This is a genomic window from Methanosphaera sp. BMS, assembly GCF_003268005.1.
GTDB lineage: Archaea > Methanobacteriota > Methanobacteria > Methanobacteriales > Methanobacteriaceae > Methanosphaera.
In genome coordinates this window covers 565,475-588,847 of record NZ_CP014213.1, presented here as the reverse complement: position 1 = coordinate 588,847, position 23,373 = coordinate 565,475, and the positions used below count along the sequence as shown (strand labels likewise).

Sequence of the window (23,373 nt, the reverse complement as noted above, 5' to 3'; positions counted from 1 at the left end):
ATTTAAATATACTCTGATAATTTTTTTTAGAGAACTCAATTATAGGTTAGATTAATAATGTTTGATGATTTGATAAATAGAAAAAAGAAAATAGCTGTAGTTGGATTGGGCTATGTGGGTTTACCGCTTGCCAAATTATTGTCCTGCAAGTATGATGTAATAGGCTTTGATGTAAATTCATATAAAATTGACATGTACAATAAGGGTATTGATTTAATCGACCAAGAAGATAATTTAAACGAATACGACATTGTATTTACAGAAGATGAAAAGTTACTGAAAGAGGCAAATTTCATCATCATAACAGTTCCAACACCTATTAAAGAAGATAACACGCCTGATTTAACATATATCAAATCATCAACACAAATAGTTGCAAAAAACATGCCAAAGGATTCAATAGTCGTATATGAATCCACGGTATATCCCGGTGTAACCGAGGATGTCTGCGTACCCATACTTGAAGAATATTCCGGCCTAAAGCTATACACTGACTTCAAGGTAGGATATTCACCTGAAAGAGTTAGCTCGGGAAAAAACAACAAGAAGATATCAGACATTACCAAGATAGTCTCGGCAATAGATGATGAATCATTGGATATTGTAAGCAGGGTATATGACAGCATAATTGACAAGGGAATATACAAGGCCCAGACTATTAAGGTAGCTGAGGCAGCTAAAATAACTGAAAACATTCAAAGGGACGTTAACATTGCACTTGTCAATGAATTATCCAAGATATATAATCAGATGGGCATAAATGTTCAGGATGTTCTTGATGCGGCCAGTACCAAGTGGAACTTCGTAAAATATGAGCCGGGCCTTGTCGGCGGACACTGCATAGGAGTTGATCCATACTATCTAATCCACAGGTCACAGGATTTGGAATATCCTACACAACTGATTAGTACTGCAAGGACAGTTAATGAGTCAATGGTTGATTACATATATGAAAACGTAATCGGATTGCTTGAATCAAATGACATTCCAGTTAAGAATGCTGAAATATTGGTATGTGGAATAACATTTAAGGAAAACTGCAATGACATTAGAAACAGCAAAATCATCGAGGTAATAAATAAATTAAAGGATTCAGGAGTCAAGATTACAACAAATGATCCATGTGCCATGGAAAATGAGGTTAAGGCTGTCTATGACCTTGACATCAATAATGACCTTCATGATAAGTTTGACGCCATAATCATATCCTCCTGTCATAGCGAATATGAAAGCTGGGATTATGAATTCTTCAAAGAACTTTCTAAAGATAAAGTAATATTGGTTGATTTGAAGGAAAAATTCAAGAACAAAGTCATTGACAAGGATGACGTTTGTTACTGGTCCCTATAGCAATCGCTTTACTTGTTAGTTAATTTGAACTAGATTATACTTACCCTACCCTTATTAACCTCTTTTTTTACTTTGTTTTTTGTGATGGTTTTTCATTAAATTATTCTGCCAAATAAAAATTATTTAAAATATATCGGATAAATAATAATATATGAAAGGTTATGAAACAGCATTTGACATTTGTGATAAAGTTAACACAGATGAAAAAATTAAAGAAAACAATTTACTGATATATCCAGGTGGATGGAAAGAAGACTTCTTTGATATTATAATTAAAGATTTTGAAGAATATGACGATAACGTTAAATATGCATGCGAAAAAGTAAAAGAAACAATAGAAGAATATGATGATTGGACATTTATTAAAGAAGCTTATGATGAAAAAACTAATCAGGTAGAAATACATTCAAAACGCATGTAACCATATCCTTTTTATTTTCAGGATATTATACTCTTTTTATTCCACATTTTTTTATGCTATTTTTTATTCCCATTAATAAATTCATTTAATAATTATGACAATAATTTTTATCAAACTAATCAAATATTACCCTGCGAATATACATGATGTGTTGATAAAAATAAAAATTTATAACAATAAGTATTTTAAAGAAAATTAGATAACATAATTTTTAACATATATGTCAATTCTTTTATTTAATTAAGCATATATGTAAATAAAAAAAGAGAAAAATTATGAAGAAAATTATTCAAGCTTATCATATTCTTCATCACTGACAGGTTCAAGCCATTCGTTAGACGTATTCTCACCGGGCACTTCAATAGCAATATGTGTAAACTCACTGTCCCTACTTGCGCCATGCCAATGCTTAACACCCGCAGGTATTTCAACAACACTACCCGGTGTCAGCTTAACGGCTTTCTTTCCCTCTTCCTGATACCAACCCGTACCACTAGTGGCAAGCAATATCTGGCCACCACCATTATCGGCATGATGAACGTGCCAATTATTTCTGCAGCCAGGCTCAAAGGTAACGTTAGCAACAACAATGCTTTCGGTTGTAAGCATATTCAAATAACTTTTACCAATAAAGAATTCACCATATGGGTTTTCAACACCCTTTCCGAATAATACCTCATCAACGCTCACATTAACACCTACTGATTAACCCATCTTTCAACATTGGATTTTTTATCCTTGACCTCGGCACCATGAATGGCCAAGCCCTGCTTGATATTGGCATTTTTACATAACTTCTTAACATCCCTCATGGTATCGCCCAATCCGGAGCCTTCATGAGTAATTACAACCTTGACTGTTTTTTGGCTAAAGTCAAGCTTTTCAAGTTGTGTAAACATTGCCATCGGCAGTGTACCCCACCAATTAGGACTTGCTATATAAACAGTATCATAGTCATCGATATTATCCAACTCTTCTTTTAATTCAGGCCTATAATTATCATCCAATTCCTTCTGTGCCACTTCCGTTGTTTCCATGTAATCTACAGGATAATCATTGACAGTTTCGACCTTAAATGTATCTGCACCTGTAAATTCCCTGATATAATCCACTATTACCTCTGTATTTCCAACTTTCAAATCCACTATCTCTCCGTTTACATAGTTTTGTCCACGTCTTGAATAATATATGATTAAACTTTTTTCATCACTCATTCCATCATCTCACTTACTTCATTTATAATATTTAATGCATTTAATGTTCTTGGAAAACCATTGAATGGTAGAAGTATAGTCAAAGCACTAATCAAGTCATCAAATGTGTTACCGACATTCACGTTACCAATGATATGACCACGCAACTGATTTTCACAACCACGAAGGGATGCAATAAAACAAAATGTGATAAGTTCCCTATCCTGATCGTTTAGTCCGCCACGCGTATAGAAGTCTCCAAAACAATAGCCTGCCAGAAAATCATTGAAATGCTTCTGATTATCAGGTGTTGATTCATGCATCTGATTAATCATGTCACTGCCAAAATATTCAATCTGCTTACTTAGTCCCTCATCATGCCTGTTTTTACTGGTTGTGGTTGATTGACCGGCAAGTGGTAGGCTTATACCCATTTCATCAAAGACATAATTTGATTCTTCGATGAAGTCATAGGCTTTGGCCATACCGATATATGGTACCGATTGATAAATCAGTTCCTTAATCTTGACCGGACTGATGCCATAACTGATGGCACACTCCAGGTATACCTTGAACTGACTTAATGACTGGTTTGAGATTAATGAGGAAAGAATTACCAAATATATTCTTTCTTTAGTTAAGCCTGAGCTGTTGATACATTCATCAAACGTGAAGTTATGGAATATCTCATCAAACTCACAGTCTGTATCCGTGAAAATGGATTTGTAGTTAACAAGCAAATCTTCAATATTCTTTTGTGCCTCGGGGTTATACTTCATAAATTTACACCATTTAATATGTTATGATTAGATTTATGTTTATCAAATTATTTAAAAATTATTAGGTGTTAAATTAATGAGTCTTTGAAAATTGATTTTTTGAAAAATTTATAAAAAAGCTTAAAAAAAAGAGAAATATATGAATAATAAGTTAAATTATTACTCATAATGCCTTGGTATAATATTTTGAAGGCTTTGTCACACCCCTTATTAACTTAGTCCATGTAGGACTACTACTTCCCCAATAGTTGTTGTTTATGTTAACAGTTTTGCCAGTATTTGATATGGCACTAGCACTGGCAGTTGCAACATTGGATATGAAGTTATTTTCATTGGCAGTCATGTTAGCTGCATTGATTATAGCTCCTCCACCATTGCTTTTACCGAGTGCCTGGTTTGAAGTAAAGTTACATCCTGTAATGCTTGAGTTGGCATTGACAAACAACGCTCCTGCACCACCGATAGCCGTTGCATTGGCAACGTTCTGATTAAACTGTGTATGGTTAACCGTAATGTTTGAACCGATAAAGTATATGGCTGCCGCGTATGACTCATTACCCTTAATGCTATTCTTATGGAATCTGCTGTTTATGATTTTAATGCTTCCATTGTTCTGGTTTATCACCCCACCAACCGCTTGGCCCCTGGTTGCTAATGCATTGTTATAGGTAAAGTTAGTGTTTGATACAGACAGATATGAATTGAAGTTCTGTAAAGCTCCACCGAATACGTTTTTTCCTACAGCGTAATTGTTTGTAATGGTTGATGATGCTATGGTTGTTGCACTGTTTTGAGAGTATAATGCTCCGGCTCCACAGTTATCACTACTTGAAACGTTATTGGCATTGACAGTTGAGTTAACGATATACAAATATCCGTTGAGATTTATTAAAGCACCACCGACATTATAACCTGAACCTGTCAGAGTGTTGTAAGCAAGATTCACGCGATTCAATGTCAGGTTACCTGATACCTTCTTGATAGCTCCACCCGTGACATTGATACCATGTACATTGTTATTTGTAAATATCGTTGATTCAATGGTCGTGTTTGCACTGTTTAAGTATATTGCACCTCCACCAACATCATTGGCATTTACCGTGTTGTTTGTAAATTTGGAGTTTATTATAATAACCCTATGACCCAGTGCTGTTATTGCACCACCATTGGATTTGGCGGTATTCTTATTGAATGTACTGGATGAGACTGCAAGATAACCGGTTGCATATATTGAACTTGATGAAGAGTTAACGTTTGCCTGGTTATTTTCAAAGTTACAGTTTAGAACTATCAGTGGACCCCTGGATACAATTGCCGAAGTGTTTGCTGTATTGATTCTGGCATTTGTGATAGTCATGTTTACTATTGTCATATTGGCGGTTGAATTGCTATTGTTAAATACAAATCCACTTTGGCTTGGGGTTATGATTACATTAGATGAATTTACTCCAAAGATGTTTATGGATTTATTGATGTTAATGTTTGACTCACTATACTGGCCGGGATTAACGTATACAATACCAGCCTCCTTTACGTGCCTGGTTGCATATGCTATCGTCCTGTATGGGTTTTTACTGGTACCTAAGCTGTTGTCATTACCGTTAGGACTTACATATACAGTGGCCAATGGTGCAATGTTCAATATGCCCGTAGCCGTTGATGCATTGTAGTAATTATTTTCAACGTATTGCAGGCTATAGTTTTGCACACAGTTTGAATCATTGTTTGATGATATGAACGTTACATTGGAAGTACCGTTTCTGACGGAGAAATTTCCTATATGCTTATTGTTAACAGATAAACTTAGAATACCCGTTAAGACAGGATTGTTCAATTCATCCAATACCTTGACGGCTGTCTTATTATATGATCCTGCTGTAATGTTAACGTTTACTGGTGTGATTCTAGTGTTTAATTTAAGAATATTCACACTTTTTGTACTGTTAGATGACTGATAATATGTATCTCCAATATATTTAGCCGTGAGGTTATGGTTTTTGCCGCTTATTAAACCAAGCCTGTATGTTGTTGATGCAGCACCATTATTAACTGTTGTGTTTGCGATTAATTTATTGTCCAGATAGAAGTAGACCTTTCCGTTTGTTACGTTGCTATTTAATGAGTCAAGAACCGTGGCATTTATGTATAATAGTTTTGTCGTCTTTGTATCTTGAGCGTTTACGGTAATCTTTGTAGGATTTACAACCTTTAAGGTCAACGTTGATTTTTCATAGAACCTGTTGGCCTCAAATACCACTGAAGCATTTACTTTCTGGGTTGAATTGACATCCCTTAGGGTGTTGTTTATTATTGCCACTCCATTTATCACGGGATATTTGGCAACTTCCTCTCCATTTACCACTAAGCTTACGTTTACGTTGTCTATGGATTTGTTGAACTTATCGTTTAGGCTGATGTTTAATTTGTTGTCTGCTGAAATAACAATTGTATTGTTCTTGGCTGATAATCTGCTATCCATCTTTATCAAATTCAGTGTCTTATTTGTACTGCTTGGCTTATAGTACCTGTTTCCACCATATAATGCAGTTATAGTATAGTTTCTTGGACTGTATAATGGTAGCTGATATTCAAATTCGCTTATACCGTTTGTAACGTTTGAACCACCCATGGTTATTCCATTGATTTTATATACCACCTCACCTGATGTGACGTTGTTTCTTAACTTGTCGACTACCTTAGATTTAAGCTTTAACACTCCAGATGTCTGGGTTTTTGCTATGCCGTTTAAGGTAATTCTCGTCGGATTGTTTACTCTTAATGTAGTGTTAACTCTCTTTCCCAGGGCAGTATTCGTATCGCCGTAGACAAGTTGGACGGTATAGTTATTTATCTTATACGTACTTGGAATAGTATAGTACAGATATCCGTTTCCATCGCTTCCCGTCTTGTTTGAGCCGATACTTTGACCGTTTATCTTAATAACAAATGCATCCTGAATGCCATTTTTTAACTCATTTTTAATGTTTACACTAAAGAGTACACTTTCACCTTGAGCAAGGCTTGTCCTGTTTAGTTTGATTGTGGCGTGTGTGTTCAGTTTTGTCAATGACAATATACCCTCACTTCTTGTTGCTTCATATTTGCTGTTTCCACCATATACAAAGTTTATGGTATAATTTTTGCTCGAATAGATTGGTATATTGTAATCATATTTTACCAGTCCACCATTTGTCCTGAATGCATCCCCTATGGTTAATCCATTTATTTTAAATAAAACCTGTCCGCTTGCATCCTCAGGCAGTTGTGCCTCCAATGTTACTGATGTATTGGTCTTGGCTGTTTTATTTTTAACTATTACCTCGGGTGTTACTTTGCCCGTATCTTTTTTGATATCATTTGATTTAGCTTTTTCAACTACACTATCTGTCGAGTCGGTTGATTGTGCATTTGAATCTGATGTCATAACATCACTAGTATCATAGCTATCTGTAGCGTTATCCGACTGGGCGGATACTGCACCTACAACTAATAGCAGTAATAATACGACAGATGTTATAACGAAGATTGACTTATTATTAATGCTCTTTCCTCCATTTAATTTAATCATCAAAATAAATAAGTATAATATTTAATATTTAAAAAAAATCAATTTAAAAATAAAATACATAACACTAATACATTGGCGTTTATCGTTAATAAAATTTTGTAAAAGTAAAGTAATTTGGAGATTAATAAAAAGGTATTGATGAAGAGTTATTCTTCTTCTTCCTCATCAGTTTCTTCACCATATTCCTTATCTAGTAAGTATAGTAATTCTGTTGAATTAGCAGACATTCTGACTTTTCTTAAATCTTCGGCAGCCAGTTCTTCTTCTTCAACCTGTTCTTCTACAAACCATAAGAGGAATTGGTTGGTTGCATGATCCTTAAGTTCATAACTTAAATCTACAAGGTTGTGGATTAATGATGTAACGAGTTCTTCATGTTCCTGGATATGTTCATATACAGCTACTACAGAGTCCCATTCATATTGTGGTTGTTCGATTGCCTGTAATTTTACACTTCCACCTTTTCTTAAAATGTAATCATAGAATCTCATTGCATGTTCCAATTCTTCTTCGGCGTGGAGTCTTAGAGAATGTCCAAAACCAGGTAAGTCTTTATCTTCAAAGTAAGTTGCCATGGATAGGTATAAGTATCCTGAAGCCATTTCAGCGTTTAATTGATCATTTAATGCTTGTTCCATTTTTGCATCTAACATATTTATCTTTTCTCCTATATTTTATTGTTAATATAAGTATAGTGTAAGTTGGTAAAATACTTTTATGTTATTTATAATGTCAGAGACTTGGCCAAAAGTATTTTAAAACAAAAAAAAGTATTACTCATATAAGTCAAGAAGAAAAAAAAAACTTCCATAAACATATATTTTATAATACAACCATTTTTTCACCTTAAAGCAAGTAAACAATAAACAGTACAACCTTTCTTTCTTTTATTATAAAAGATTTAAAACCCAGAAATAATCATACTGCATGGAGAACTCTCTTTTGCCTTTGTTCAAATCAAATAACGACAAACATATGATAATAACAATAATGACAATAAGGGATAAACATTTTTTTTATACCGCATCTATTATATATCTGGATGTCTTGGTTATAATTTGATTTTACTTGGAGTAGTCTGGACCCACTTACACAATAGCTCAAAATTGAACCTATGCTTACATTTTCTTATAATATTGGCTGCAGCGTTTACATCTGCGTTAATAATTTTTCCTTTTTGTGTTTCGTATAATCCACGTTTTGTTCTATTGCCCTTAAATTCATATTTAACTTTATCCTCCTCTTTTTCATCATCTTTTTCTTGGTATTCTGGTAGTATATCTTCATCTAGGAAGCTGCTTTGGCTTGTGTATGATTCTTCCTGTATTATAAGGTCTATTTCGTGTATTTGGCATCGTGTTTCTAGTTTTTGTTTGAATTGTTTGAATGCTATGTGTGAAAATATTTGGTTTTGTTTTTTTCCCATATTGGTCTTGTGCTGGAAATTATTGTTGTATCCAAGCACAATTGTACCTACATCTTGTTCTTTGCATTTTTTTATGATGAAGTTTACTGTTTGGTTGAGGAAGTTGTCTTGTATGTTTTTGAATTTTTGGTTTATTTTTTGGATTCTATTGGATGTTTTACGTCCTTGTTTATTAAGTATTGATTGGTAGTGTGCTGTTTTCTTACATTTGAAGTATATTTGATTTTTTAATTTTCTCCCGTCCACGATACATGGAGGCCCTTCGGTTGTAACAATTGTTGCAAAATTATTTACACCAGGATCAATACCCATAATCTTATCCTTATCCAAATCCAATGGCTCTTTTTCAGCTTCATAAGTGAAATTTGCCTTAAACATCTTTCCATTATTTATAGGAATAATTTCCACTTGAATAATCTTTTTATCTCGTATATTCTCAGGAATTTTTATTCTAGGTCTACAATTCTTTGATTCCAAAAGTTTCTTATACTCCCTACTTAAGGGTAATTCTATAAAACCCTCCCTTAGCTTCTTTTTAGAAGAAGTAATAGATTCTTTCGGAATTATAATGTTATGTAATCGATAATTCTCATGTTTTTTAGGCGGATTAACCTTTCGATCATATTCACCATCAATTTTTTTATTTTTCAACTCAACATAACCATTGAATGATTCAACATGCTTCTTTACAGCAGCATTAGCTAAATGAGCCTGAACAAAAGAATAATCCATCTTAAATTCCTCTTTGACCTTGCTAATTATTGATTTAAAATTTATTTTCTTAAAATGCTTTTTATCAGTAGATTTAACAAATGGCGTCTTTTCCACCGCACAATTTCTCAAAAAGTTAAGTTTCAAGGAAATATCCACCAAAACATTATATTGTTTCATGGTAAGACCACGAATAAGAATACTTTGAGTTAATAAAACATTTTCATCTGACATAATACCTATCTTAGTTCACCTCCCCTATAATCACTGAATAAACATAATCACATAATATCTAACAATTAAATGTTTAATGATAAACATTCATAACAGTCCCCCATTATAAAGACATAACATATTACATGATTATATTATTATATTATTCATAGATACTATATAAATAAAATGCGAGCATCTGATAAGTATTCAAAGGGGAGTCATGATAAGTAATAATAATATAATTATTTTAAATTTTAACTAAAACAGATGCTAATAAATTAGTAAGTGTATAAAAGTATTACTCAAAAGTGAAAAAACATAATTTATGCCAACACTCCAGTTATAATTTTCTTTTTTTATAAAACGAGAATTTGACAAAACTATTTTTTTTTGAATTTTTTAGTATTACTTTTTTTTAAGATCCTTTTTAATTTCTTTTTGATTTTCTATTTTATTTTTTCATTCATTTAACTTTATTTTTATTAAAATTCATTATTTATTTTTTATAGGCTTTATTATTCTTCTATTATCCGTAATATTTAAAAACTAGTTATTATATAAATTTATATAGAGTTTTAAAAATATTTTAGTGTTTATTTATAGTTAAGAAAGTTATTGATAATATTCAGACTCGTTTTGTCTATACTAGATTAGATGAAAGAATTCCAGAGGAGGATTATTCTCGTTTTCTTGTACAGTTTGTTGATATGTTTTATCATGTTTTGAATCTTGATGAAGTGGAAGGATTGCCTGATTGTCCTTCATATCCTCCTCGTGAAATATTTAAATTAGTAATATTATGGTTTTTATAGGGGCGTAACTAGTATTGAAATGTTAACTGAAATGGCCAAGTTTCATCAAATCTATCGTTATGTTTCAAGAGATATTAAACCACCTAGTAGAACCATTCGAAGATTAATTCAAAAATATGGAGCCTATTTTAAAATATTATTAGGATGTTCGCTTATTTTTGCTAATAAGATTAATTTAACAGATTTTAATCATGTATCAGTTAATGGAAGTATTAAAAAAAGCAGATAACAATCGTTTCAATGTTATACATAAAGATAATATAGAAATATTAATTAAATATTATGAAGGAGACTTTTTATCGGCTGAAGAGTTAAATAAACTTAGAAAACCAGCAAAAAGATTCATTGAAAAAGAAGATATAGGATGCGAAGAAAAAATAGAATTATTATATGAAATGAATACACAATTAACAATGTCTGGACAAGATACAATACCTGTTAATGATATAGAAGCCCATTGGATGCAAAATAAGGATGGACAAAGTCAAATATCATACAACATACAATCAACCGTAGACACCACCACAAAGCTAATATGCACTGTTAACATCACACAAAACCCCACAAACCATGATAAACTACCAGAAATAGTAAAAAAAACAATAAAAAACATAAAACAAGACCCCAATATGATAAGTGCAGATACAGGATACCATAACGCCACATCAATTGAATATTTACATAAAAAAGGAATAACACCAATAATACCAGATAAAAAACAAACACGAAAAGAACAAGGCAAAATAAGCACCAACCCTTACCATAAAGACCCTTTTCCAATATAATTACAAAGAAGACACATACACCTACCCAGAAAAACAAACATTATACTTCAAATACCAATATGAACGACCAACCCAAAAAGAAGGCAAACCCAACAGAATAGAACACAAATACATAAACTACAAAGCATGTAAAAACTGCCCATCACTACAAAAATGCACCAAAAGCAGCCACAAAATAATATCCGAATTCACAAACGAAAATACACTAAAAATAAAACAATACATGGACACAAAAGAAGCACAAAACGAATACAAAAAAAGAGGAAACACAGTCGAAGCACCATTTGGAATATTAAAAATATTCTACAACTACAACAACCTAAGAACACATGGAATACAACAAACAGAAAACATAATGAACTTATGTGCACTATCACACAACATAAAAAGATTATACAACATAAAACACAACATACTCAACGAAATAACAGAAATAGACAACTTCCTAGAAAAACTATCAACATTATTCGAAACAGAACTCATAGCTACAATAAAATAAAAAAAGTATTAACAAACCATAAAAAAATATAATTATGTCAAGTACTCTGTCAATAAATAAATAGATAAAATATTGTAGTAATTGCAATATTGTGAGAAATTTCATAAAAAAATATTTAAAAGAAGAGGAGGGGATAATAGAAGTTTATGCATTTCTTGTAAATACAAAGTCTGCTAACTTGTTGAGTGCATCCTTGGCATCAGTGTCAGGTAAGAACATTAATGCTTCCTTAGCTTCAATTACACAATCATATGCTACGCTACGAGCATAGTTGATTGCATCATATTTTTCAAGTATTGACATAGCTTCCGGGATAATGCTTTCATCGTTAGCTTCAAGTAATTCAATTAATCTGTCATGGTCTTCCTGATTTGCTTTTTCTAATGCAAATACAACCATTAATGTTTTTTTACCCTCTACCAGGTCACTGCCTACTGGTTTACCGATTGATTCATCACCGGTAAGGTCTATGTAGTCATCCTGAATTTGGAATGCAAGGCCGATTTTTCTACCATAGGTATCTAATGCCTTGATTTGGTCAGATGTTGCTCCACCGATTATTGCACCTGCTGTTGTGGCACCGGTAATTAATGCACCAGTTTTCTTATAGATCATGTTCATGTATTCATCCTTGGTTACCTCGAAGGTATCTTCAAATGCCATGTCAAGTGCTTGACCTTCACATATTTTAATGCATGAATCAACCAGTACACGTAGTGCATCTATAACTCTTTCATATGCTATGTTATCATCGGCTGTTTTGATGATTGTTTCATATGCCTTTGCAAATAATGTGTCTCCGGCGAGTATTGCAAGTGGTTCTCCCCATATTTTATGTACGGCTTTCATGCCACGACGTGTATCATCATTATCCATTATGTCATCATGTATGAGACTGAAAGTATGGATTAATTCCAGTGCAGCTGCTGTCTTAAGTGCCTTGTCTGTTTGACCACCGACTGCCTGACAGCTTAATACAACCAATGCAGGCCTGAATTTTTTTCCACCGGCTTTAATTAGATGAGCTGATGAATCCTTTAAAGTGTCCGGTTCTAGTGTACTTAATGCTAATTCGATTTCTTTATCTACATCTACTGAATATTTTTTTAATATTTCCATTACATCTGACATTATAATCACCTATTAAATACTTGTGCTTGTCCATTTCTTAGTATGTGAACATCATTTCCTAATTTATATCCTTCTTCTTCTGCTAATTCTACGAATGCTGAAAGGTGGCTTAAGTCACCGTGTGCCGGTATCAAGTGTTGTGGCTGCAGCATTCTAATAAAGTCTCTCATATCCTCTGGTCCGGCGTGACCGGATACGTGGACATTATTATATATTCTTGCACCTCTTTCTTTTAGACGTCTGTCAAGTAAATTCCTATTTGCTATGTTTATAGGATTAGGAATTGTGGTAGCTGAGAATATTACATTATCTCCCGGTTTGATTTCAAAGTTTGTCTTATTGGCTGCTATTCTAGGTAGTAATGCATCAGGTTCTCCCTGATGGCCCGTTACTATTAGCATGTATTTTGTCCTGTTTTCATTAGCACGTGCCAATGCCTTGTTGATGGACTTTGAATTTCCGTATACGCTTACGTTTCTTGGCAGGTTTAGTATACCCATTGACTCTGCTATTGAACAGTATCTTTCCATTGATCTGCCCAGAAGCATGATTTTTCTTCTGCTTCTTTCAGCTATTTTTGTTATTGCCTGTATTCTTTCGATGTGACTGGAGAATGTTGTGACAATCAATCCTTTTCTTTCTTCAAGTGGTCCTTTTAGAACGTCCTTGAGTAAGTCTCTTGCTATTCTTTCAGAGTATGTTTTGCTTTGCTGCTTTTCCTTGATGTTGGTTGTATCAAGTATTGCAACCTTTACTCCTTTTTTACCTAATTCCCTGAATCTTCTATAGTCAGGTGGTGGTGAAACCATCTGATGATTGTCGAATTTGAAGTCGTTTGCATATATTATTACTCCTTCAGGGGTATGTAATGCTGCTGTTATTGTGTGTGGTATACTGTGTGTTGTCCTTACAAATTCCAGGGTCAGATTTGGTGATATCTGTATTTTTTCACCAGGGTTAACTGACTTTAATGGATTGTTTACCTTGAATTTACGTTCGCCCTGGATGGTTTTCTCGATTAATGCTAGTGTATATGGACTTGCAATAATTGGTGCCTCATATCTGTGTGCCAGTTTTGCAATTGCACCTATGTGGTCAAGGTGACCGTGTGTACATACGATTGCACGTACCTTTCCGTCAACATCACGCATCAATGTATCATCGGGGATTACTCCTCTTTCGATTAAATCCAAACTGTGCATTCTTGCTATGTCAGTATCTTCATGTATGTGTAATCTGTCTAGGTGTATACCCATATCAAATATGACCACGTCATCGTTTACTTTTACTGCAGTCATATTCTTTCCTATCTCTTCATATCCTCCAACTGCTATTACTTCTATTGTCAAATTATATCCTCCTTGCATATTTTTTAGTGTCTATACCGAGTTCTGTTAATATTTCTCGTGTTTTTCCGGTAATTATCAGTCTTTTTTCCTGTAATTGTTTGATGTTTTCTGCTCCTACCAGAAACATTGCCGTTTTAAGTTCATTGGTAAACTGATTGATTTTCTCTTCCACATATTCAGGTCCATTATAGGCATGCTTTAAAAACGGTAATGCCATACCTACACCACTGGCTCCAAGACTTATTGCCTTGGCGGCCTCTAATCCGTTTCGTATACCACCGGATGATATTACCGGCAGGTCTGTACTTTCTACTACTTCTACAGTACTTACGGCCGTGGTTATACCCCAATCCCAGAATAGGTTTCCCAAGTTAGGATTTTCTGCCCTGTATGTTTCAACTGCCGACCAGCTGGTTCCACCAACACCTTCAATGTCTATAGCGTCGATTCCTATTTTTTCAAGTATCTGTGCATCCTTTTTGGATATACCGGCACCTGTTTCCTTTGCCATGATTGGAATATCGACTGTTTGCGTTATCTCTTTTATGTCATCAATAAACCCCTTGGCGTTTATATCCCCTTCAGGCTGTATTATCTCCTGTAATGGATTCAGGTGTATTGCCAGTATGTCACAGTCAAGCATGTCAATTGCACTGCCTGCATATTCAACCTGTGGTGCTCCGATGTTACCTATGATAGTTGCATGTGGTGCCATATCCCTAACAACAGTGAATGTATCTGTCAGTTCAGGATTTGTTATTCCCGCTCTTTGGCTGCCTACACCCATAGCAATATTGGTTTTCTCGGATGCAATAGCTAAACTTTCATTTATTTCTTTGCTTGCTGAGTGTCCACCGGTTATTGCTGATATTATCAGTGGTGAATCCAATTTTTTACCCAGAAATTCTATGCTTGTATCAATTTCATCAAAATCGACTTCCGGCAGTGATCTGTGAACAAGTTCCACATCTTCAAATCCGGTAGTCCTGTGATGTTCGACATCATAGTTTTTACAGATTTCCAAGTGTTCCAATTTTCTATCAGATATCATATACTACCTCCCTTTTTAGTTTATTTATTTGAGTATGAAATTAAAAAAATGATTATTTGATTATTGTACCTTTAACTTGTCTGCCGGATACGGCTAGCTTTATATTACCTTCCTTTTCAGCGTTGATAATCTGTGATTCAATGCCATATTCGGCTAACTCCAGCAGTTCTCTAATCTTACCTGCCATACCTCCAGTAACGTCTGCCTGATTATCATTACTGGTTGTTGTCAAAGGCGTGTCTTTTGTTACTATATCAATTAACTTAGCGTCAGGATTTGTCTTTGGATTGTCTGTATATATTCCATCGACATCTGATGATAATATTACACGATCCGTGTTCAGTTTTTTTGCCAGATATGTTATAATCTGATCACCTGATAATATGGAATATCTAATTTCATCATTCTTATCAAGTACGGCATCCCCATATAATACCGGTACAAATCCGTCATCAAGATATTTTCTTATTAGATTAGTGTCACATTCATCTATTCTTTTATCCTTGTTTACAATAAATGTTGACGGTTTTATCCCGACAGCCGGGATATTCTTTTCGTGCAGTTTACTTATTACCTTATAATTCAATAGCTGTACTGATGCCTGTGTCAGACACAATCCCATAGTCTTGTTGGATTTGTCATCATCACCAAGTATCCTATCACCAATAGCATACTTCCTGGCATGGATATGTCCGAATGACCCGGCACCATGAACTATAATCATATCCTGATTATAACTTGCTACTTCTGTAGCTATTCTATCTAAGTTAACATCATCTATAGTTGGCTTATCCGCATCCTTAATGGTTAATGCACTGCCACCTAGTTTAAGTATTATCATATAAAACCCTTAATCTTTGATAATTGATGCTTCTACTCCTTCAGTTGATAATTCACACTTGAACTTTGGATAATTATCATCCAATGAATCATATACCTCATCGATATTGTCCGGACAGAATGCTATAATACATCCTCCACCGCCACTGCCAGTAAGCTTGGATCCTTTTGCACCATGACTTCTAATGGTGTATACCATCTCGGACAATTCAAGAGTATTTACGCCGATTGAATCAAGCAATCCCTGATTGAGATTCATATAATTGCTTAAATGCTCATTGTTACCCTCTTCCAATGCCTTTTTTGCATCAACTGCTATCTGTTCCATTGCATCAAATATTTTTCCTACAATGTTAGGATATTTTTCATATTTTTGTCTAACAGATTCAACTAATTTTCCTGTATTACCACTTATCTGGCAGTTTTGAACTATTAATGGCAACTTCATATTGACGTTTACGCTATGTAGGTTAAATTCGTTGTCAATATATATTATACCACCATATGTACTCATGGATGTGTCTATGGGACTGGCCGCTCCCTGTATTTTAATTTCAATGGAACGGGCAATACCTGCCAGTTCATCCTTGGTGTAGTCCTTGTCGGCATACATTGACACGGCCTTAAGTGTTGAAACCGTTACAGCCGCTGATGAGCCAAGACCTACGCCCAGGTACATGTTGATATCCACTTTGATGTCAAAACCGCTTTGAAATTCAAATAAGTTAATAACCTCATAAATGTAGTCAGTAATCATCTTTTTATGACTATCAATTAAGTAATTTAATCGAGAATTAGTTAATTCATGTTTTTCGTCATAGCCGATAGCCGGTACTATTACATGAACAATGTTATCATTTCTTGGCGTGAGCTCTACATCAACACCCCTGTTTATTGCTGCGGCAATGGCGGGCCTGTTATGTACAACTGAATGTTCACCGAATAATATTATTTTTCCTGGTGCAAATGATTTAATCTTCATTAATTACTCTCCATAGTCATAGGAATAAGTAATGTAAGTAGATGTTTAAATAAAGATATTTTTAATATAATCTCCAGTTAAATACCTGTATATTAACTAAAAAAGCATTAAATGAGAATATAAAAAAAGCCTTTTAATAAATTAAGTTCATATGATAGAATACTTTTCTCTTTCATATCCATAACACATGAATTATTTAATCTAAATACAAAACCTTATCTAATATACATAACCAGTATAATAGATACCCCTTAAATGATTCTCAAAGTATAGAAAACGCTTATACTATAATGGAAAAAATAAATAATATACAATTATTTATCAAATGAGAATCTGTTAATATTATATATTTAAAAGGTATTTAATAAAGATTACTATTTTAATGGAAATTTGATAAAAATATTTTAAAAATGATATCGAAATATTGTCATGAAAATTTTGAAATAAATATAAAAGATAGAAAGAATGAAGGATAATCCTTCATAAATTAGTTTATTGATATATCGTCAATGTAGATGCTATCCTCCAACGGTCGTAATCACCAGATATGAACGTAAAAGTAATGTTATAAAAGTTATCCTTATAGCATGTGTGTAGTTAACATTACCTGATTGTTAACTACTTGAATAATTATCTTGCCTAATGTCCCGGACTCTTTATGGTTTATCTTTAAGACCATTTGCCATTACTAATGACTTTATCGTTGTCTGTTATGGTAGAATGTGTTGTTACAGGATTTTCTTTACAATTTCTATGGTGAGTATTGCTTTTCTGCATTAATATCCCGTTTTGTTTATGTTTTTCTTAATTTGAACATGTCCCTTAACTGTTTATCATTCATTTCAGTAATGAACTGTTCACCTGTACCAACGGTTAACTGGGCAAGTTCCTTTTTGTCATGTATCATCTGGTTGATTTTTTCCTCAAAGGTACCCTTCGTTATAAAGCGGTATACCATTACATTATCCTTTTGTCCTATACGATATGCCCTGTCGGTTGCCTGATTTTCAACGGCGGGATTCCACCATAAATCATAGTGTATGACATTGCTGGCGGCTGTCAGATTTAATCCCGTACCACCGGCCTTAAGTGAAATGATGAATATCTTGCTCTGAGTGTTTTTCTGGAATCTCTTGACCAGTTCGTCACGTTTTTTACGTGAAAGCGAACCATGCAGGAAGAGTACCTCCTCATTGAACTTATCCTCCACCAATTTTTTCATGATACTGCCCATCTGTACATACTGTGTGAATATCAGTACCTTTTCATTTGATTCCAGTATGTTTTCGAGGATGCTCATCAGTGCCTGCATCTTACCTGAGTCATCGACGTTGTAGCTTTTGGATTTGCTATATTGTGAGGGATGATTACATACCTGCTTTAGTGATGTTATCAGTTTAAGTACCAGTCCTTTTCTCTTTATTCCCTCGTTTGCATCAACTTCATCCATTGATGTGTCAAGTATTTCCTTGTATAATGATACCTGCTGTTTTGAAAGGTCACAGTATATGTCATTGGTTATCTTGTCAGGCAAGTCCTTAATGATATTCTTGTCGCTTTTTAGTCTTCTGAGTATGAATGGCTGTGTGATTTGTTTGAAGTTTTCCAGCGTGTCGTGATTTTTTTCCTTTTCTATTGGCAGTATGTAATTTTGTCGAAACTGTTTTAATGTGCTTAAATATCCCTTGTTAATAAAGTCAAATATGCTCCAGTACTCTGATAACCTGTTTTCTACGGGTGTACCGGATAGTGCTATTTTATGTTTGGCCTTTATCTTCTTGACTGCCCTTGTCTGCTTGGTATCAGGGTTTTTAATGTTTTGTGCCTCGTCAATGATTGTGATAAACCATTTCTTTTTGTTGAACTTCTCGACATCCTTTCTAATTACGCCGTAGGATGTCAGGTAGATGTCATATTCCTGTTTTGGAAACTTTCTTTTAGTTCCATGGAATATGTATGATGTCAAATCTGGCGTGAATTTCCGGATTTCTTCCTGCCAATTGGTCAAAAGGCTTGTCGGTGCTACCACAAGTACCTTTTGTTTGTCAAGGTATCCTTCATCCTTGAAGTGTTGTATTGCTGTGAGCGTTTGAAGTGTTTTACCAAGTCCCATATCATCGGCAAGTATGGATCCGAAGCCCGTGTTGATGTTCTGGACCAGCCATGAATAACCGTTTTTCTGGTAATTTCTTAGATTTGCAGTGACACTGTCCGGTATTTCGCATTTTTCATATTTGCCTATGTTATCGAGCATTCTTGTTAGGTTTTCATCAATTTCAACTTCGGCGTCCTTGTATTCACCGGATAATAGTGCCTTGGTTAATTCGTGCTTGTTGAGTTTTTCCGGTAACTTTTCAATGTCCTTGATTAGTTTCTTTGTCTCATCTTCATCCAGTATTACATATTGATTGTTTAATTTTACCAGTCCACGTGACTTTTCGGCCATTTTCTTGAATTCGTTGATATCGTATATGCTCTCACCGATATGTATCTTCCAGTCGAATTTGACAATGTCTGTGAATCTAAGGTATCCTTTTTCATTTTTACTTCCCGCAATGTCCAGTTTGAGTTTTGGCCTGAATATCTTCTGAAGATTTTTAGGCAGTATTATTGTTATGCCTATTACTTCAAATAGTGGCAGCGTATTTAGGAAGAATTCGGAGAACTCATCAATATCAAGCTCCATGTTTTCATTTAAATCAATTGACTGATTGACCTGGGGGAATAATTCATTGATGATATAGGTATCGCTTATCAATTGAAGCTTTAAGTTAGTGTTCTTTGATTGGTCGATAAATCTATTGATGTTAATCATTTCTCCACCATCGACGCTGACCTTTACTTCAACTGTATACCTGTCAAATTCCTCCTCTATGACAAGATACAAGTCATAATCCCTATATGATAATACAAAGCTTGAAAGCCACTGATTAATAAGCTTTTCATAGCCCTGCTCGGAGAACTTATCAAAGTATTGGGGTTTGCCCAAAAATAGGTTAAATGCATTGTATTGACAATTCTTTTCCAGTTTCTTAGTGATACCCCACCTGAGGAAGTATTCATCAAATGCCGCAGCAAATAAGCTTACTATGGCCAATATCTGATCGGTTTTAGATAGGTTTTTATCATTATAATACAATAGATCATATGGACATAATTGTACCAGCTTGTCAATCACTTCTTTGATTGTCTTGTCAAATATAGCCGGAATCCAGCGTATATGATATTGACCGTTACTGACAAATAACTCGGGAGTCAATGCATGCTTTTTAATAAGTTCAACTGTAAACTGATATAACAGGTGATAAAATTGTATATCCTGATTATACTTATCGATGGGACTTTCTGATAACTCCACAAAGAATGATAATAAATATTCAAGTGTTGGATTCTCATCAAATGGACTATGACCTGCCGTGTAAATGCTGTCGATATTATATTCGTCATTGATTTCTATGTTGAAGACTTCCCATTGATTTGGCTTATTCCATTTTTCAATAAACTGTCGTTCGAACCATTCAGGATAGTCCTCCTCGTATTTTGGTCTTTTATCGGATGGATCTTCTATAATGTTGAATATATTGAATCCGTAAAAGTTTCTATGATAATTGTCTATTTCCCGTTTAGCATATCTGGATTTTGTCTTGATGAGGTTTTCAAAGATATCCTTAAAATCTTTTTCATAAAACAATGGCTTTTCTTTAAGAAGTGCTAAAATATTGTTTGACAAATCGGAAATCAATGAAAAGTCAATATCATCCTTCAATATACTTGTCTGATTATCAGTATATGTAAATAGGTCATCTATTGATTTGATATTGTCGCTGGTAGAGTCATAGTCAAGAAGATCAAGCAAGTCACAGTCCTGTAACTTAAAAACCAAAAACGGATCCTTGTCAACCTCATGGGTAACCATGTAGAGCAATCCTGCCACGTGCTTGCAGATATAGGCATAATCAGGGCAGCTGCAGTGACAACGGATGTCATCAACGGATGTTGGAAATGGATTGACGCCCTTTTCAAGAAGTATTTCATGAAGATCCAATGGCAATTGATGGTTAAGCAATGCGGATAATAATGAAGGTGATTGCTTGATTGTTTCCAGGATTATCTCTTTTTCTTTGTCGTTAAATGTGTCGAATGTTATCCGAGTATCATAATGATCACTGTATCTTCCTTTAACCTTGGAAGTTACCTTGTTGTCGTCGATTTTTATATCATATACCTTACCTGTATTTGCATAACTTTTACCGCGGGGCAAACGGTTGGTCAAGTCAACACCATTTAAGGCGTTTAACCATTCATTACCCCAATTGCTGACTCCATATTCCATATTATCAAATTCTCCATATTTTTTGTACCCCTTTTTAGTTATATATGAATTTTTAGAAATAAATGTTTTACCATTTTAGTGAAAAATCAAAACTTGAAATATTTTATCAACAGGTGTCCTTAATTATATTTAATTTCATAAAAAGGTTTTTTTATTCATTGAATATTAAAAACTGTTAAAAAGAAGAATATTTAAAAAAAAGAAAACAATGGGGTGAATTAAGTAATTAAACCTTATCCATCACATACTCAATATTGTTAAAGCCCAATATTTCAGCATATTTAAGCATTCCCTCAGGAAATACATTTTTTATATGTTCAAGATTCTCTAGATTTCCATCGTATTTGATGTCGAGGTGGATGTTGTCATCATAATCTATAACCAATATTTCCATGTAGGTACCAGGCCCATTAGTATCAAAGATAACATTGAAAATCTTTTCAACATTCACACAAAACTCATCTGATGCATCTAAACTTTTTAAGTGACTTATACATTCTTTTCTTGCATCCATATCATTGTTTGTCAATACAAAGTTCTTGGTTTTATGCACCAAATCTTTTTCGATGAAGAACAATCCCTCATATTTATCTTCCCTTCTTTGAATAACCTTAACGGTTATTACAATGAAGATAGTTGAAAGAATACATGCCACTGAAAAAGCAATCCATATTCCATCCGAACCCATAATATTATATAATCCATAAACTGAAGCTAATGGTAAGACCAATGCAAACAGCAGTGAAAGCACTGTTGATAAGACAGATCTTTCAATAGCCTCATAATAGAATACCAACATGTTAGGCACTATGGACAATAGTATGAAAAATGAATATAACTTAACAGCATGTGTGACGAAATCTGCGATTTCAATCTGGTTAAAGTTATACATTGCCAGGAATCCTTGAGGCCATATCCATATGATTAATATAATTGCTGTCGCACAGGTTATACTGATTAAGAGTGAAGTCCTAATCAGATGATTTAAATTCACATAGTCATGTTTTGAATAGTATATTGGAACTATGGAAGTCAGTGTTTCAGATACCCCAACATTAACTATGCTTGCTATTACCAGCAAGTCCACACATAGCATGTAAGTGGTTAAACCTACATCACCCAAAGTGGCTGCCAGGAACAAGTTTATAACATATACAAATATCACATCGAAGATACCTACACTTGCACCCGGGAATCCTATTTTAATTATTTTCCAAGAGGACTTAAGAAAGGTCTTAATTTCAAATGCTGCACGAACAAATCTGAATGTTCTTTTAGGAGACCTGATGTAATATAGACACAATGCAAGAGCAACGGTATATCCAATAAGGGATGCCAGTGATGCTGAAGACATGCCCATTTTAAAGTATGACAAGAACACATAATCCAATATGATGTTTATTACGTTAGCTACAACAATAACTACTGATGCAAAGTTTGGCATGCCGTCTACACGAATATATTGAGTTATTACACCAGATACGGTTGCCACTATAAAACATCCATACAGGAACGTGAAATATTGTATTACCAAAGGTTTTGTAACACTGGATGCACCTAATATCTTTGATAATGGATCCGTAAAGAATATGCAAACCATAGCCATTATGACTGAGGCGACAAAACTCAAAAAGATTGCTATTGTAAAGTATCGGTTGCTGCCGTCAACATCAAATTCGGATTTTTTATTCAATGATAATATTTGACCACCCAATCCAAATAACCATTCAAAGACTGTCATCAATAAAACCAATGGTTCTAATAATTCTATTGCAGCTACGGCATTAGGTCCGATAAATGTACCTAAAAAGAATGAATCCACTACCGAACTAATGTTTAATGCCATGACTATCAGTAGTGATGGCAATAATAATTCTTTAAACTTACTGTCAGCTATTTTAAAATTCATGTTTTTCACCACCATTTA

General features: G+C 34.1%; 17 protein-coding genes. 4 read left to right on the top strand and 13 right to left on the bottom strand.

Going from position 1 to position 23,373, the window contains the following annotated elements:
- Positions 1–57 precede the first annotated feature (57 nt).
- Together AW729_RS01900 and AW729_RS01895 are read left to right on the top strand one after the other, a co-directional pair.
- Positions 58–1,350 (top strand): nucleotide sugar dehydrogenase, encoded by a 1,293-nt coding sequence (locus tag AW729_RS01900; protein WP_112123495.1) that lies wholly within the window; start codon positions 58–60, stop codon positions 1,348–1,350.
- 151 nt (positions 1,351–1,501) lie between these two features.
- Positions 1,502–1,771, top strand: coding sequence for a hypothetical protein (locus AW729_RS01895; RefSeq protein WP_112123494.1), 270 nt, complete (start codon positions 1,502–1,504; stop codon positions 1,769–1,771).
- A 285-nt stretch (positions 1,772–2,056) separates the two neighbouring features.
- On the opposite strand, the gene AW729_RS01890 is transcribed toward AW729_RS01895, so the two are convergent.
- The 6 genes from AW729_RS01890 to AW729_RS01865 all read right to left on the bottom strand — a co-directional run bounded on the left by AW729_RS01890 (position 2,057) and on the right by AW729_RS01865 (position 9,682).
- Positions 2,057–2,461 (bottom strand): cupin domain-containing protein, encoded by a 405-nt coding sequence (locus AW729_RS01890; protein ID WP_236951247.1) that lies wholly within the window; start codon positions 2,459–2,461, stop codon positions 2,057–2,059.
- Between the two features lie 8 nt (positions 2,462–2,469).
- The gene (locus AW729_RS01885; protein WP_112123493.1) at positions 2,470–2,985 is read right to left on the bottom strand and encodes a flavodoxin; all 516 of its coding nucleotides are present in this window, start codon (positions 2,983–2,985) and stop codon (positions 2,470–2,472) included.
- Positions 2,982–3,743 carry a carboxymuconolactone decarboxylase family protein gene (locus AW729_RS01880; RefSeq protein WP_112123492.1) on the bottom strand — a complete coding sequence of 254 codons (762 nt, stop codon included), beginning with the start codon at positions 3,741–3,743 and terminating at the stop codon, positions 2,982–2,984. The genes AW729_RS01885 and AW729_RS01880 overlap by 4 nt, the downstream gene beginning before the upstream one ends.
- Positions 3,744–3,906: 163 nt before the next feature.
- On the bottom strand, positions 3,907–7,311 hold the full coding sequence (locus tag AW729_RS01875; RefSeq protein ID WP_112123491.1) for an Ig-like domain-containing protein: 3,405 nt from the start codon (positions 7,309–7,311) through the stop codon (positions 3,907–3,909).
- A 146-nt stretch (positions 7,312–7,457) separates the two neighbouring features.
- Positions 7,458–7,964 carry a ferritin gene (locus AW729_RS01870; protein WP_112123490.1) on the bottom strand — a complete coding sequence of 169 codons (507 nt, stop codon included), beginning with the start codon at positions 7,962–7,964 and terminating at the stop codon, positions 7,458–7,460.
- Positions 7,965–8,362: 398 nt separating this feature from the next.
- Positions 8,363–9,682: an RNA-guided endonuclease TnpB family protein gene (locus AW729_RS01865; protein WP_112123489.1), complete on the bottom strand. Its 1,320-nt coding sequence runs from the start codon at positions 9,680–9,682 to the stop codon at positions 8,363–8,365.
- 997 nt (positions 9,683–10,679) lie between these two features.
- Here AW729_RS01865 and AW729_RS01860 point away from each other — a divergent pair.
- Together AW729_RS01860 and AW729_RS01855 are read left to right on the top strand one after the other, a co-directional pair.
- Positions 10,680–11,261: a transposase gene (locus tag AW729_RS01860; protein ID WP_162685730.1), complete on the top strand. Its 582-nt coding sequence runs from the start codon at positions 10,680–10,682 to the stop codon at positions 11,259–11,261.
- Positions 11,239–11,760, top strand: a complete 522-nt coding sequence (locus AW729_RS01855; protein WP_112123487.1) for a transposase — start codon at positions 11,239–11,241, stop codon at positions 11,758–11,760. Before AW729_RS01860 ends, AW729_RS01855 begins: the two co-directional genes overlap by 23 nt.
- Before the next feature lie 144 nt (positions 11,761–11,904).
- Here the strand turns inward: AW729_RS01855 and idsA are convergent, their stop codons facing one another.
- From idsA to AW729_RS01820, 7 genes are all read right to left on the bottom strand, one after another.
- Positions 11,905–12,891 carry a short chain isoprenyl diphosphate synthase IdsA gene (gene idsA, locus AW729_RS01850; protein ID WP_112123486.1) on the bottom strand — a complete coding sequence of 329 codons (987 nt, stop codon included), beginning with the start codon at positions 12,889–12,891 and terminating at the stop codon, positions 11,905–11,907.
- Positions 12,892–12,896: 5 nt separating this feature from the next.
- The gene (locus AW729_RS01845; protein ID WP_112123485.1) at positions 12,897–14,240 is read right to left on the bottom strand and encodes an RNase J family beta-CASP ribonuclease; all 1,344 of its coding nucleotides are present in this window, start codon (positions 14,238–14,240) and stop codon (positions 12,897–12,899) included.
- A 1-nt stretch (position 14,241) separates the two neighbouring features.
- Complete coding sequence (fni, locus tag AW729_RS01840) at positions 14,242–15,291, bottom strand: type 2 isopentenyl-diphosphate Delta-isomerase (RefSeq protein WP_112123484.1); 1,050 nt, start codon at positions 15,289–15,291, stop codon at positions 14,242–14,244.
- Between the two features lie 52 nt (positions 15,292–15,343).
- A complete protein-coding gene (locus tag AW729_RS01835; protein ID WP_112123483.1) occupies positions 15,344–16,132 on the bottom strand; it encodes an isopentenyl phosphate kinase in 789 nt (262 codons plus the stop codon).
- Between the two features lie 9 nt (positions 16,133–16,141).
- Positions 16,142–17,113 (bottom strand): mevalonate kinase, encoded by a 972-nt coding sequence (gene mvk / locus AW729_RS01830; RefSeq protein WP_112123482.1) that lies wholly within the window; start codon positions 17,111–17,113, stop codon positions 16,142–16,144.
- A 793-nt stretch (positions 17,114–17,906) separates the two neighbouring features.
- Positions 17,907–21,446, bottom strand: a complete 3,540-nt coding sequence (locus AW729_RS01825; RefSeq protein ID WP_112123481.1) for a DEAD/DEAH box helicase — start codon at positions 21,444–21,446, stop codon at positions 17,907–17,909.
- A 226-nt stretch (positions 21,447–21,672) separates the two neighbouring features.
- Positions 21,673–23,355, bottom strand: coding sequence for an MATE family efflux transporter (locus AW729_RS01820; RefSeq protein ID WP_162685729.1), 1,683 nt, complete (start codon positions 23,353–23,355; stop codon positions 21,673–21,675).
- Positions 23,356–23,373: the final 18 nt, after the last annotated feature.

Bases quoted from the DNA above. Each gene is read 5' to 3' on its own strand.
- AW729_RS01900 (WP_112123495.1), top strand. From the start codon at position 58: ATGTTTGATGATTTGATAAATAGAAAAAAGAAAATAGCTGTAGTTGGA.
- AW729_RS01895 (WP_112123494.1), top strand. From the start codon at position 1,502: ATGAAAGGTTATGAAACAGCATTTGACATTTGTGATAAAGTTAACACA.
- AW729_RS01885 (WP_112123493.1), bottom strand. From the start codon at position 2,985: ATGAGTGATGAAAAAAGTTTAATCATATATTATTCAAGACGTGGACAA.
- AW729_RS01880 (WP_112123492.1), bottom strand. From the start codon at position 3,743: ATGAAGTATAACCCCGAGGCACAAAAGAATATTGAAGATTTGCTTGTT.
- AW729_RS01875 (WP_112123491.1), bottom strand. From the start codon at position 7,311: ATGATTAAATTAAATGGAGGAAAGAGCATTAATAATAAGTCAATCTTC.
- AW729_RS01870 (WP_112123490.1), bottom strand. From the start codon at position 7,964: ATGTTAGATGCAAAAATGGAACAAGCATTAAATGATCAATTAAACGCT.
- AW729_RS01865 (WP_112123489.1), bottom strand. From the start codon at position 9,682: ATGTCAGATGAAAATGTTTTATTAACTCAAAGTATTCTTATTCGTGGT.
- AW729_RS01860 (WP_162685730.1), top strand. From the start codon at position 10,680: ATGGAAGTATTAAAAAAAGCAGATAACAATCGTTTCAATGTTATACAT.
- idsA (WP_112123486.1), bottom strand. From the start codon at position 12,891: ATGTCAGATGTAATGGAAATATTAAAAAAATATTCAGTAGATGTAGAT.
- fni (WP_112123484.1), bottom strand. From the start codon at position 15,291: ATGATATCTGATAGAAAATTGGAACACTTGGAAATCTGTAAAAACTAT.
- AW729_RS01835 (WP_112123483.1), bottom strand. From the start codon at position 16,132: ATGATAATACTTAAACTAGGTGGCAGTGCATTAACCATTAAGGATGCG.
- mvk (WP_112123482.1), bottom strand. From the start codon at position 17,113: ATGAAGATTAAATCATTTGCACCAGGAAAAATAATATTATTCGGTGAA.
- AW729_RS01825 (WP_112123481.1), bottom strand. From the start codon at position 21,446: ATGGAATATGGAGTCAGCAATTGGGGTAATGAATGGTTAAACGCCTTA.
- AW729_RS01820 (WP_162685729.1), bottom strand. From the start codon at position 23,355: ATGAATTTTAAAATAGCTGACAGTAAGTTTAAAGAATTATTATTGCCA.